The following is an 11848-nucleotide window of genomic DNA, read 5'->3' on the forward strand; positions in this document are numbered from 1 at the left end:
ATAGGCAGGTGCAGACGATAGATAAACGGGCTGCACCTACCCACGGAGAGAGACATGGCAGAGCGCCTAAACAATGACTTTCAATTTCTGGATGTAGCACGCCAAGATCCAGAGAAAAAAGAGATTCAGGTCCGCAAAGCAGAGTTTGTGGAAATTTATAAACCTTTTACAGCGGAAGTGGCAGCAAATCAGACCCACCGTTGTTTAGGGTGTGGTAACCCATATTGTGAATGGAAATGTCCAGTACATAACTACATTCCAAACTGGTTAAAGTTGATTGCTGAGGGTCGTATTTTCCAAGCAGCAGAGCTGTGTCACCAAACCAACACGCTACCAGAAGTGTGTGGTCGTGTTTGTCCGCAAGACCGTTTATGTGAAGGGGCTTGTACCTTAAACGATGGTTTTGGTGCAGTGACCATTGGTAACGCTGAAAAATATATCAATGACACTGCGTTTGCACTGGGCTGGCGTCCAGATATGTCTTCAGTAAAGTGGACAGATAAAAAAGTCGCGATCATTGGTGCAGGCCCTGCGGGTCTAGGCTGTGCTGATATTTTGGTGCGTAGCGGGGTTAAACCTGTTGTATTCGACAAACGCCCTGAAATTGGTGGTCTACTGACCTTTGGTATTCCAGAATTTAAAATGGAAAAAGATGTGATGAAGCGTCGCCGTGAAATTTTTACGGGTATGGGCGTGGAATTCCGTTTAAATACTGAAATTGGGACAGATGTCACCATCGATCAACTACTTGCAGAATACGATGCGGTGTTTATGGGTATGGGTACTTATACCTATATGAAAGGCGGCTTTGCAGGTGAAGACCTTAATGGTGTCTATGATGCATTGGATTTCTTGATTGCCAATGTCAACCGTACTCAAGGTTGGGAAAAAGACCCAAGTGAGTACATCAGTGTTGAAGGTAAAAAAGTGATTGTTCTTGGCGGTGGTGACACAGCAATGGACTGTAACCGTACCTCTATTCGTCAGGGTGCAGAAGTGGTAAGCTGTGCATACCGTCGTGACGAAGAAAACATGCCAGGTTCACGTCGTGAAGTGCAAAATGCCAAAGAAGAAGGGGTGAACTTCTTGTTTAACCGTCAACCGATTGAAATCGTCGGTGAAAATGGCAAAGTCACGGGCGTGAAAGTGGTTACGACTCAACTTGGCGAGCCTGATAGCCGTGGTCGTCGCAGTCCAGAACCAATTCCGGGTTCAGAAGAAATTTTACCGGCAGATGCGGTGTTATTGGCATTTGGTTTCCGTACCAGCCCTGCGGATTGGTTTACAAATGTGAATATTAACCTTGATGGTTCGGGTCGTGTGGTTGCAGCTGAACAGCAAACTTATAAATTCCAAACCTCAAACCCGAAAATCTTTGCGGGTGGTGATATGGTTCGTGGTTCAGACCTTGTTGTCACAGCGATTTGGGAAGGCCGTCAAGCAGCTGAAGGTATTTTGGATTATTTAGACATTTAATCTAAATCGTTCAACACAAAAACCCGCTTCGGCGGGTTTTTTTATTGATCACTGTTTGCCTGAGATGATATGAAAGAGGTGGGTCGGGATAAATCGAAAAAGATCTGGTGGAGAGTCTGATAAAAATGGACGAATTTGCAAATGCACTAAGCATTTTTGCCATATGTGAATGGCCTCTAAATTCAGATACTGAAGATCGCTCGGTTAAATGTTAGGAAATGGACATGACTCAAGTGACGACAGAAAAACTATATCAACATCGTCCAAAAGCTCAGGGTATTACGATTCGGCGTTTGCAATTCAACCCCAAAGCCATTCGTCGGCATTATTTTGCCAATTCACCAGTCATGTCGCATTTGCTGACGGCATTGTCTTCGACGTTTCCCATCGGTGAGCAGTTCTTTGTGCATAGTGTGCGCAATGTACGTGACCAAGTGAAGGATGAAAATCTGCAAGCGCAGATTGCGGCATTTATTGGTCAAGAGGCGATGCATTCTCAAGCACACACGGCATTTAATACGGCATGGCGCCGTGATGATTATAATCTCGACCGTTTTCAGGCGTGGTTGGCGCGTAAAGATGATTATGTGAAAAATCTGCATCCTAAAATTCAGCTCGCAATCACCTGCGCTTTTGAGCATTTTACCGCACTTCTAGGCGGCTATATCTTAAGACATCCTGAGGTATTGAGTACCTTGGATGATGATGCGGTTAAACTCTGGGTGTGGCATGCCATTGAAGAAATTGAGCATCGCGCAGTTGCATTTGATGTTTATCAAGATGTGTATGGTGATGACAAGATTCGCCGTTTAATTATGCGCAGTGTAACGACAGGCTTTGCCAGTTTAACTTTTTACTCGGCCAGCCGTTTATTTTTACAAGATCGTAAAAAGAGTATACCGAAATTGGGCGGGAATCTCTTTGGGTTGTATTTACTGGCGAAGATGTTTGTACAATTACTGCCTGAATATCTGTCCTATTATAAAACCAATTTTCATCCCTCTGACATTGATTACAGCCAACTGTTGAAATACTGGAAAACTCGTTTAGCAGAAGACTATCAATTAGAAGGTTTTCAGCAGGAGTTGCATGCGGTTGTTTAATGTTAAGTATAAGAAATGAGTAATAAAAACCGAGTGAAGTTCACTCGGTTTTTTCATTTTTAGATGCTTTAACTAAAAGCAACAAAAGGATAATCAAATGTGTTTACAATCAGGTTATTGCAATAAATACAAAAGAAAGAGGATAGCTGAATGAATTTTATGAAAAAAACTGCTGTCGTTGTTACCCTCGCGAGCACGTTAACGCTATCGGGCTGTGGTTATAATACCTTGCAGGTCAAAGATGAGGCAGTTACAGCTGCGTGGTCGGAAGTACAAAACCAATATCAACGCCGTGCAGATTTGGTGCCAAACTTGGTGAATGTGGTAAAGGGTTATGCTAAACATGAAGAGCAAGTCCTAACCGAAGTCACACAAGCTCGTGCCAATGTGGCAGGTTTAAAAGTCGATAAAGAAGTATTAGAAGACCCTGCATTATTCCAAAAATATCAAGAAGCGCAGGCGCAAATGACAGGAGCATTGTCGCGTTTAATTGCGGTCTCAGAAAACTATCCAGATTTAAAAGCCAATGAACAATTCCGTGATTTGCAGGTTCAACTCGAAGGTACCGAAAATCGCATTGCGGTGGCGCGTAATCGCTATATTACTACGGTGCAAGACTTTAACTCCTATTCACGCCAGTTCCCACAAGTCATGACCGCGAAGGTGATTGGGATGGACACCAAACCGAACTTTAGTGCAGAGCAAAGCGCGCAAAAAGCACCAACAGTGTCATTTAACTAGCGGTGACTTAAAGTAATCGCAACCATAGGGTGAATGAATGATAGGGCAGCAGCAGTTCTTACAGTTTTCGTATAAATGGATGGTTGCATTCATTTTATCAGGACTGTTGTGTCTAAGTTCTTTAACATGGGCAGAGGTTGCTACAGCGACAGATGATGCTGAGGAAACAGTCGTTGCTGGAAAGATGATTCAAGGTCAGCAAGCGGCGAGTTTTAATAATGTAAGCTCTACCAATGCTGATGCGGTGTCACAACCGCTCGTTGCCAATGATATGGCAGAAGGTGAATCGATACGGGCATTACCGACTTTAAATGAACCCGTGATCGATCAAGCACATATTTTAAGTGCTGAAGATAAGCAAACCATTGGCCAAAAAATTCGTGCCTTGCATGACACAGGAAAAGCCCAAATAGGCGTGGTGATTGTCCCGACTACAGGTCAAGAGGATATTTTTGGTTTTGCCATGCGTATTGCAGACCAGTGGCAGCTCGGTTCAGCAAAACAGGACAATGGGTTGCTGATAGCAATTGCCGTTAATGACCGGCGTATGCAGATTCTTACGGGTTATGGTTTGGAAGGCGTCATTCCTGACATTATTGCGAATCGCATTATTAACCAACAAATCACACCGTATTTTAAGCAAGCTCAGTATGCTCAAGGGATCAATGCGGGGCTTTCTGAAATTGAACGGATATTAAATCTTGATCCTGAAGTTGCAGCCCAAGCGGCGCAAGAACTACAAGAACGCCAAGATCAAGCTATTCGAGAGCAGGAAGCCAAAAGTAAAACTTTTAGTACGGCTTTATTTATCTTAATTGCTGGCGCAATAGGATCTTTTGTCGTGGGTAAACGTTTAAGTGCCTCGACTGCAGCAGTTGCAGGCATCGTGGCTGGTTTGGTGAATGGAGCAGGCTTAATCACCAGCTTACTGATTGGTGGTGGGATTTTCTTTTTACTCATCACGACCTTAGCCCAAACGATTTTTCAGCTCTTTCTCTCCTCTGGCGGTGGAGGCGGGCGCGGAGGTCGTGGTGGCGGTGGTTTTGGTGGTGGTGGATATAGTGGCGGGGGCGGCGGCTTCGGCGGTGGAGGAGCATCAGGGTCATGGTAACAACGACTGAAACGACGGAAATCGTCACTAAACCAAAGCTAGATGAAGTTGTACAACCGAGTATTAAGCGTTGGCTAAAGCATTTACTGCATATGCCAGCGAGCAAACGCTTTTTTAATCAGCAAGATCAACATGCGATTGCGCAAGCGGTGACTGAAGCCGAACAAGGCCATGTTGGTGAAATTCAAGTGGTGATCGAAGGACATATGCCCGCACGAGAAGCCTATTATTTAGATACTCGTGGACGTGCAAAACAGCTTTTTGCTGAGCTTGGTGTGTGGGATACCGAATTGAATAGTGGTATTTTGCTTTACTTGAACTTGTGTGAGCGCAAAGTCGAGATTGTGATTGACCGTGGGATACAGCAAGCCACCACACAGGAGGTATGGAATGAGGTCTGTCAGAGTGTTATTAAAAAAATGTCACAGCAACAGTATCGGCAGGCTTTAGTCGATGGCGTAACTCAAATCGGGACTATTTTGGATCAATTCTATGCCAATAAAATAGAAGACAAAGCTGATGAATTGAGCAATTCGCCAATTATGTTGAACTAGAAAGAGGGAAGTTGACAATATTTGTCAGTTTTTTACATAAAAATACAATGTTCAAAAATAAATTTTTAAATAGTGAAATAAAGTGCTGTTTTTTATTTGAAAATAAATATAATAAAAGTTGGCATAATACATGCTAATTACAAAGTAGCTTAAAAAGCTTATAAAAAATTAACAAAACATTTGTGGAGAATGTTATGAAATCAGTTCAAAAGGGTTTCACCCTTATCGATACTCCATAAGTGTCCACATAAAATGAACAATCCATAAGTAAGTCAATATGGACATCATCGAATAATCGACAGATCCGTTCCCGCTATGAAGCAGAAATATTCCTTTGCTCTTCTTTTGTTTCTTCCTACATTGATTCATGCACAAGCGTTAGACTTAATTCAATATTCAGATATTTCATCAATTCCTCAAATTGCTTTGAATCCAAAAATCCAAACAGAACTTCAAACATTGTTAAAGCATGATTATCTAAAATTTCAATCTAATTTCGATAATTACTCAGCGCCCTATTTACTAAAGACAGATGAGGCTCTGTATTATGAAGGTCGGTCTGGAAGCAGTTTAGATGCTTCATCAGCGATTGTTTTTAAAGATGGGCGATTGTTTGCTGCAATTTATTTTGCCAAAACCAAGACGTTAAAATACTTTAGCAATGATGCAAGTTGCTCAAAACAGTTACATCCTGCGATTCAAGTCTTTGCTCAGCAGCGTGAAATTCAAAGTATTGAGTATGTGACAGCAAGAGTGGAAAGCGCTTTAAAATATCATCTTGGTTTAGCTGCTCAATGTGAGGCTTATATAGAAAAACTAAAGAAAGGAAACTCAAGCTTTTTGAACATCTAAACCAAGATGAAAAATCTATAATGGCTCAATGGAAAGGTAAGTGAGTCGTATAAAATAAACGGGGAATATTTTTCCTTCAATAAGCTCAGGAAACTGTTGGCTGAGACTTCGGCGTGAGCTTAGTCGGACGCTTGTCGAAGCCATTGTGTGACAATATACTCCTATGGGCTAACTTATACTCAACTTACACAAATTATGTTGTGTAACGTATGTAACATGTTGAAATTGTTAAAAAATAGGATAACTAAAAATGCAACAGACTGAATTAAAACAATTACCAGACTGGTTATTAGAACAGTTACCCAAAATAACTGAACCAGCAATTTTATCACTGTGGGATACGAAACTTGTGGTCACTTACCCTGATCGTATGGAAGCAATTCACGAAAGCTTAAAAGACCTACAACACCAGATCCATCATGTCAAACCTAAAGATTCACAGATTCTACCAGAGGGTTATCAATATTTTGGTGAGGATAAAGAGAGTGGTTGCCTATTTTTTAAAACCTCTGAGCATCTTCCTAGTAGTTTTTTTCCTACACCGATAAAAAAAATTTGAGCATTTACAATCTGCTTTACAGACTGCCTTCATTATGGGTTATACCTCCAAGTTGCATGGTGGTGGAAATAAATCGACGTATTGGATCACGTTTGCAGATATTCAAGTAGGCGTAAATGCAGCACAAAGTATTGGTGAAGTCTACGCCCTGCTCAACCCACATTATGATATGTCTAATTCTGCTGAATACCCATTATTCCCAACGCTAAACTCGCAAAAGCATCGAAATAAAAATAACCGCAATATTGAGCATGAAACGGATTTTATCTCTAATTTTGAGGGTGCTCCGACTCGAACACAGTCTAATTTTAATCAGTATTTAAGCCGTATTTCTGTCTTGCTTGGAGATGGGTTGAAAATCACAGAAAGTGATATCGCCGAGCTTGAAGCTTTTGATGGTTTCCGCAATTGGCGAGAAGAAAAAGACTGCCAAGTTGGTGAGTACTGGAATATCTGTACCCATCAATTTAGACGTTCGCTTGCAGTTTATGGCGCTCGTTCAGGCATGATCGGACTTGGCGCTTTGTCAGTCCAATTTAAGCATCTAACAGAGTCTATGACGTTGTATTACCGTAATAATGCGGTATTTGCACCAAATATTTTAGTGAGTGACAGTCAAAAAGAGTTTATTCAAGAACTGGAATATCAGCGCTTGGTGCATTCTTATGCACAATTTGAAGATGGTGTAATTAATAGTTCTAGTCGCTTGCTCGGTGGTGCGGGAACGTATTTACAACTACAAAAAGACCGTGAGCAATTGCTGAAGGTTTTCCCAAATCGTGATGAAACCATTAAGCGCATGAAAAAAGGGGAAATTGCTTACAAACCGAGTCTTTTGGGTGCTTGTACTAATCCTGATTCTTGCGAAAAAATTTCATTTACTGCGATTACCAGTTGTTTGAGTTGTGCCCATGCTGTGTTTGATGCAACAAGTGCTGAAAAAATGCAAAAAGCGGTTCATCGACTACAACGGCAGCGAGATATGCAAGTACAGAACAGTCTGCTATACGGGCAAATGGACAGTGAGATTTTGGCTTTAAACAAAATGATTCAAAAAATTAAAACGATTAATATTGAGGTGTAAAATATGAGTGCACTTAATGATTATTACGCTGCTTTAGAGCGATTAAAAGCCAACAAACCGATTGTTCTACCGAAAGGCTCTGCCATTAATAACGATACGGTTGCAATGGAAGCTGGGCGTAAGCGTGGTTCAATTAAGAAGAGCCGTCATGCTGCATTAATTGAGGCTATTGAGCAAGCTGCACAGGCAGCAGAGCAAAATGTTCTTTCGCCTGCACAACGGATTGAGCAAGCGAAAACTAAGACCAAGGCGGTAAAAAGTGATTATGAGCAGCTGAAAGAAGATTATGAAAAGCTTTTGGAAAAGTGTAATTCTTTATTGCTAGAAAATTTTGAGTTGAGGCAAAGTACTCGGACTATTTGATTGATATAGCCACTCAGTTTATGAACTTAGTGGCTTTTTAATAAACGGAGTTAAAAAATATGCCGTTAAAATTATTCCCACGGTCTTAAGTCTACTATTTTGATGATGCTCGCAGATTCTTTATTCACTAAAACCACCATATCGACTGCATTGGCTTTTAACGGTAGCCACGCATCTGCTTTTGGATATTTGGCTAAAGTTTTTTCAACTTTTGTTTTTTGGTTGTACTGTTGCAGTTCTACAAGCGGCAATGCAGGTTTTTGAATTTGGTTTTTAGCTTGAGTGAGTTCAATATAACGATCAGGCTGTTGAGCAAGGGAAATGCCGCCTAATACCTCGGTAAACATATCATTTTGGCGTTGCTGAGTACTAACGGCTGATTTCACTGCAACAAATTGTGGACCAGTCCATGATACCTGTTGAAATTGAGGTTGTACTTGGTCAATATTTTCTAGAATAAGGTCATTTTTTCGCACTAACTCAAAACGATCCACATGGAATACTAACCATGCTGGGCGACCTTGTTCAATGCTAAATACCCCATAACATAAAGCCGCGATTTGAATGAGAATAATCACACTAAGGTCAAATTTAAGTGTTTTTTTGCCTTCTTTATAGACCAATAAACCCAAGACTGGTCCCACAATCACATCAATCGCTAACATCATTAAAAAGATATGAGTCACTCCAACAGCTTGCGCTAAAGGGGATGGATACCAGATGAAAAATACAAGCCCGACAACAAGTAGAGCAATCAGAAATGAAATAGATAAATGGCTTAGAAAAAATTTTAGGCGTTTTGACATATTTTTACTTAAACTTATAATTTTCAGGAACTAAACAGTAGCCAATAATTTTAGGTTGGAATTTAGGTGATAAATGAATACCGAAGTCTTGCTCCACTATACATTCTTGTTTTATATTTGAAATATCTACCATAATAATTATACCTTTTGGAGATAGATCGTTTCTACCTGCACAAGCGTAACTCAATGCCAATGAGCTTTTTTTAGCGAAGGAGATACTACTTAATTCACCATCAGCTTTTGGTTGAAAACCTTGCTTTTTAATATTTTCAAAATTTACTTCTGCAGTTCCGTGAAAGAGAATATGATTATTAGTTTCAATTTCCTCTGGAAATTGTTGATAATTATTTTCTTCACCCAATGCTTGAAACTTATACTTTTTAAGCATAATCTTTTTATTTACTCATTAGTTGCTAAATTTTATCAATAAAAAAAGACTGGCGAACCAGTCTTTTTTTTATTTGAGTTATGTGCTAGGAGCTGTACACGTACCCACACTTTGTTTTTCTACTAATTCTTTACCTGCTACATGCGTAATATTTGTAGCAATACACCAAGTAATGCTTGTAGCATTTAAAGTAGGAGTATAAGCAATTTTCTTACCATCTACACCTGCAGCATTAATTCCAGAAGCCATAACCATTGTAATCACGCCATTTTCAACTGAAGCTGAAGCAACCTCTTTAGTTGCAGCAAAAGTAGAAATACCATTACTTCCTGTATCACAATCAGTTAATGCACCTGTTTCTTGAGCACATAGCCCAATTTCTGTTTTCAATGTATCTGCAGCAGTTAATGCATTACCAATTTTTGCTTTAACTGTATAATTTTGATATTGCGGAATCGCAATTGCAGCCAAAATACCGATAATAGCGACCACAATCATAAGTTCGATGAGCGTAAAGCCCTTCTGGATTGTATGCATAACATTCTCCACAAATGTTGTTAATTTAATTATAAGCTTTGTAAGCTAGTTTATAGTTTGCACAAAGTGTGCCAATGGATATTACTCATTTATTTACTAAGAAATCAATAAATTATAGAAATTCAATAAATCTTAAAACTGCGTTACGTAATTTTATGTAATTAAGTGACAAAAAATGTCAGTTTTGTTCTGTAAGTTGCGCCATATTTCTTGTGGTGCGTTGAAGCTGACAGACAGCTACTATGAAGAGAGAACTGATTGATTATTACATGCCTTTTATTACAGCCCAAAAATCAGAGTAGCAAATATTGGTTGAATGTCATGGTTGGGCACCAACATAGAATAATATGGGTGAATAACTTTTTATTCTCCTTAAACTTGACAATACAAAAGATATAAATGAAAAATTTCGTGATCTATATATTCATTTGAACAGTATGAAGCTCGATGTTTTTACCAAATATTATTTGGAGATTCTGGATATCAATAGTTATGCCATGTAAATGGCAGCATCCAAAGGATGAAAGAGGATAGAATGAAACGACTAGCAGACTTTAAAAATAATGAACGGATACCTCGCTCAGTAATAAAAGCTTTGCCTATGCAATTTGGTGATGACGAACCAACTAGACGCATTGTTCTGCATCATGCAAGACGTGTAATTCTTCAGCATAAAGAAGAAATACAGAAGTTGGCTTATAAATGAGTCTGGATTTTTTTATTCCATTTTTAGCTTATCAAAATTGTAAAATATCTCCTGATCAGTCTGCTTTTATAAAATTAATCCTATCGCAATCAACAAAAGCTATTTTCTGATATGGACAAAAATCAAAATTTTGTCTATCAAAAAGCCTGTCCATATGGACAAAATGAAGAATGAAGTAAAACAAGGTAATTCAATAACTTAATATGTGTCCATATAAAATAACTTATGGAATGTAATAAATTAATGATCGTTGTTGCCATTATTGGTATTCTTGCTGCGATTGCGATTCCTGCTTATCAAGATTACACCATTCGTGCAAAAGCGACGGAAGCACTATCATTAGCATCATCGGCAAAAACAACGATTGCTGAAAATGCTGCAAATGGTGCTGCTGATTTAGCTTTAGGTGTTACTCCAATTGGTACTGGAACAGCATCTGCTTCTGTTACCGCATCTGCAGCAACACCTATTGTTGCTGGCTTAGGTGTAAATACAGGGAGTGGTGTGATTACTGTAACTGGTACTGCTGCAATTAAAGGTGTAGTAATTACTTTAACACCAACTTCTGCGGGTGCTGCAATTGCAGCGGGGACAGCTCCAGGTGCACCAATTGAGTGGACTTGTACTGTAGATTCTGCTGATAATGCTAAATATGTACCGTCTAACTGCCGTACAGTGGCTGCTGCAGGTGGTTCTACTTCAGGTGGTTCTACTTCAGGTGGTTCTACTTCAGGTGGTTCTACTTCAGGTGCTTAATTAATAAAAAAAATAAGCTGTCGTATTAGGCAGCTTATTTTTGGGAAACACTATGATTAAAACCAGTTTATCCATAGTTTTAGCTTTTATATTATGTTTGGTTTTAGGTGTTACTGCTAAAGAATATATTGACTATGAAATTTATGTAAGATTTATAATTTTTTTCTGTATTTTTTTTGGTCTATTTGTGTTGTATAGAGATAATATAAAAAAAATAAATATTTGAATATAAAGAGGAAGAGTAATTTTAAAAGAATATTTTATAAATTTTTTACATTTTTTTTAATATGGATGTTTTGTTTATTATTTTCATTGTTTGTTATTTGTGTAATAGATTTTGAATATTATATTAATTTTTATAATGATGCTTTATTTTATTCCCCAGTAATTTTTTTATTAATATTTTTTTGGATTGTTTACTACGATAAGCGTATGAATAACCCTTATGATGATTATTATTATTTTTCGGTAAACTTTTTAAAAGGGAAAGTGGATTTTGTAAAGCATAAAAAATTTATTTTAGCATCGATTGTTAAAATCCTATTTATACCTTATATGGGCTTTGTTGCACAAACCTATCTCTAAAGGCTGGCGAATTCAAACATGAGGTGCGACAGTTTGAAAAGTCTTATGATAATCAACAAGCTGAGCAAATTTCTCTAATGGTGTAAGCCAATCTAACGCTTTTCTAGGACGAGTATTCAGTGACATGGCAACTTGATTTAAATAATGCTGATCTGCCTGATTTAAATCAATCCCTTTAGGTAAATATTGCCTAATTAAACCATTCATATTTTCGCATGTGCCTTTTT

Annotated in this window: 15 protein-coding genes and 1 pseudogene; 12 read left to right on the forward strand and 4 right to left on the reverse strand. The window is 38.8% G+C overall.

Translation table 11 applies throughout. The annotated features are described in order from the left end of the window. Positions 1–54 precede the first annotated feature (54 nt). From HYI04_RS01125 to HYI04_RS01165, 9 genes and pseudogenes are all read left to right on the forward strand, one after another. The gene (locus HYI04_RS01125) at positions 55–1476 is read left to right on the forward strand and encodes an FAD-dependent oxidoreductase (protein ID WP_151835964.1); all 1422 of its coding nucleotides are present in this window, start codon (positions 55–57) and stop codon (positions 1474–1476) included. A 224-nt stretch (positions 1477–1700) separates the two neighbouring features. Continuing rightward, entirely contained in the window at positions 1701–2579 is an 879-nt protein-coding gene (locus HYI04_RS01130) for a metal-dependent hydrolase (protein WP_178895785.1), read from the forward strand. A gap of 150 nt (positions 2580–2729) precedes the next feature. Further along, the gene (locus HYI04_RS01135; protein ID WP_004978062.1) at positions 2730–3320 is read left to right on the forward strand and encodes a LemA family protein; all 591 of its coding nucleotides are present in this window, start codon (positions 2730–2732) and stop codon (positions 3318–3320) included. Positions 3321–3357: 37 nt separating this feature from the next. Then, on the forward strand, positions 3358–4431 hold the full coding sequence (locus HYI04_RS01140) for a YgcG family protein (protein ID WP_178895786.1): 1074 nt from the start codon (positions 3358–3360) through the stop codon (positions 4429–4431). After that, the gene (locus tag HYI04_RS01145) at positions 4425–4985 is read left to right on the forward strand and encodes a TPM domain-containing protein (protein WP_178895787.1); all 561 of its coding nucleotides are present in this window, start codon (positions 4425–4427) and stop codon (positions 4983–4985) included. The genes HYI04_RS01140 and HYI04_RS01145 overlap by 7 nt, the downstream gene beginning before the upstream one ends. Positions 4986–5300: 315 nt before the next feature. Next, positions 5301–5837, forward strand: a complete 537-nt coding sequence (locus HYI04_RS01150; protein ID WP_004994346.1) for a hypothetical protein — start codon at positions 5301–5303, stop codon at positions 5835–5837. 250 nt (positions 5838–6087) lie between these two features. After that, positions 6088–6396 carry a hypothetical protein gene (locus HYI04_RS01155; protein ID WP_256732860.1) on the forward strand — a complete coding sequence of 103 codons (309 nt, stop codon included), beginning with the start codon at positions 6088–6090 and terminating at the stop codon, positions 6394–6396. A 31-nt stretch (positions 6397–6427) separates the two neighbouring features. Continuing rightward, positions 6428–7480 (forward strand): annotated as a pseudogene (locus tag HYI04_RS01160) (hypothetical protein); the annotation flags it as partial. Between the two features lie 3 nt (positions 7481–7483). Beyond that, positions 7484–7843: a hypothetical protein gene (locus HYI04_RS01165; protein ID WP_178895788.1), complete on the forward strand. Its 360-nt coding sequence runs from the start codon at positions 7484–7486 to the stop codon at positions 7841–7843. Between the two features lie 71 nt (positions 7844–7914). Here the strand turns inward: HYI04_RS01165 and tfpZ are convergent, their stop codons facing one another. The 3 genes from tfpZ to HYI04_RS01180 form a co-directional block, all read right to left on the reverse strand. After that, complete coding sequence (gene tfpZ / locus HYI04_RS01170; RefSeq protein WP_178895789.1) at positions 7915–8649, reverse strand: TfpX/TfpZ family type IV pilin accessory protein; 735 nt, start codon at positions 8647–8649, stop codon at positions 7915–7917. Positions 8650–8653: 4 nt separating this feature from the next. Continuing rightward, on the reverse strand, positions 8654–9037 hold the full coding sequence (locus HYI04_RS01175) for a hypothetical protein (protein WP_178895790.1): 384 nt from the start codon (positions 9035–9037) through the stop codon (positions 8654–8656). A 78-nt stretch (positions 9038–9115) separates the two neighbouring features. After that, positions 9116–9574 (reverse strand): pilin, encoded by a 459-nt coding sequence (locus tag HYI04_RS01180; protein ID WP_178895791.1) that lies wholly within the window; start codon positions 9572–9574, stop codon positions 9116–9118. Between the two features lie 535 nt (positions 9575–10109). On the opposite strand from HYI04_RS01180, the gene HYI04_RS01185 reads away from it, so the two are divergent. The 3 genes from HYI04_RS01185 to HYI04_RS01195 all read left to right on the forward strand — a co-directional run bounded on the left by HYI04_RS01185 (position 10110) and on the right by HYI04_RS01195 (position 11621). Next, a complete protein-coding gene (locus tag HYI04_RS01185) occupies positions 10110–10280 on the forward strand; it encodes a hypothetical protein (protein WP_178895792.1) in 171 nt (56 codons plus the stop codon). A 243-nt stretch (positions 10281–10523) separates the two neighbouring features. Then, on the forward strand, positions 10524–11036 hold the full coding sequence (locus HYI04_RS01190) for a pilin (RefSeq protein WP_306172594.1): 513 nt from the start codon (positions 10524–10526) through the stop codon (positions 11034–11036). A 432-nt stretch (positions 11037–11468) separates the two neighbouring features. Then, on the forward strand, positions 11469–11621 hold the full coding sequence (locus HYI04_RS01195; RefSeq protein WP_178895794.1) for a hypothetical protein: 153 nt from the start codon (positions 11469–11471) through the stop codon (positions 11619–11621). Positions 11622–11633: 12 nt separating this feature from the next. Here the strand turns inward: HYI04_RS01195 and HYI04_RS01200 are convergent. Next, a partial coding sequence (locus HYI04_RS01200) for a hypothetical protein (protein WP_031991246.1) occupies positions 11634–11848 on the reverse strand: 215 nt, incomplete at its 5' end.

The sequence above is a fragment of the Acinetobacter sp. SwsAc2 genome, assembly GCF_013391465.1.
GTDB lineage: Bacteria > Pseudomonadota > Gammaproteobacteria > Pseudomonadales > Moraxellaceae > Acinetobacter > Acinetobacter johnsonii.

Bases quoted from the DNA above. Each gene is read 5' to 3' on its own strand.
- HYI04_RS01190 (WP_306172594.1), top strand. From the start codon at position 10,524: ATGATCGTTGTTGCCATTATTGGTATTCTTGCTGCGATTGCGATTCCT.
- HYI04_RS01125 (WP_151835964.1), top strand. From the start codon at position 55: ATGGCAGAGCGCCTAAACAATGACTTTCAATTTCTGGATGTAGCACGC.
- HYI04_RS01175 (WP_178895790.1), bottom strand. From the start codon at position 9,037: ATGCTTAAAAAGTATAAGTTTCAAGCATTGGGTGAAGAAAATAATTAT.
- HYI04_RS01180 (WP_178895791.1), bottom strand. From the start codon at position 9,574: ATGCATACAATCCAGAAGGGCTTTACGCTCATCGAACTTATGATTGTG.
- HYI04_RS01195 (WP_178895794.1), top strand. From the start codon at position 11,469: ATGAATAACCCTTATGATGATTATTATTATTTTTCGGTAAACTTTTTA.
- HYI04_RS01135 (WP_004978062.1), top strand. From the start codon at position 2,730: ATGAATTTTATGAAAAAAACTGCTGTCGTTGTTACCCTCGCGAGCACG.
- tfpZ (WP_178895789.1), bottom strand. From the start codon at position 8,649: ATGTCAAAACGCCTAAAATTTTTTCTAAGCCATTTATCTATTTCATTT.
- HYI04_RS01140 (WP_178895786.1), top strand. From the start codon at position 3,358: ATGATAGGGCAGCAGCAGTTCTTACAGTTTTCGTATAAATGGATGGTT.
- HYI04_RS01130 (WP_178895785.1), top strand. From the start codon at position 1,701: ATGACTCAAGTGACGACAGAAAAACTATATCAACATCGTCCAAAAGCT.
- HYI04_RS01150 (WP_004994346.1), top strand. From the start codon at position 5,301: ATGAAGCAGAAATATTCCTTTGCTCTTCTTTTGTTTCTTCCTACATTG.
- HYI04_RS01185 (WP_178895792.1), top strand. From the start codon at position 10,110: ATGAAACGACTAGCAGACTTTAAAAATAATGAACGGATACCTCGCTCA.
- HYI04_RS01155 (WP_256732860.1), top strand. From the start codon at position 6,088: ATGCAACAGACTGAATTAAAACAATTACCAGACTGGTTATTAGAACAG.
- HYI04_RS01145 (WP_178895787.1), top strand. From the start codon at position 4,425: ATGGTAACAACGACTGAAACGACGGAAATCGTCACTAAACCAAAGCTA.
- HYI04_RS01165 (WP_178895788.1), top strand. From the start codon at position 7,484: ATGAGTGCACTTAATGATTATTACGCTGCTTTAGAGCGATTAAAAGCC.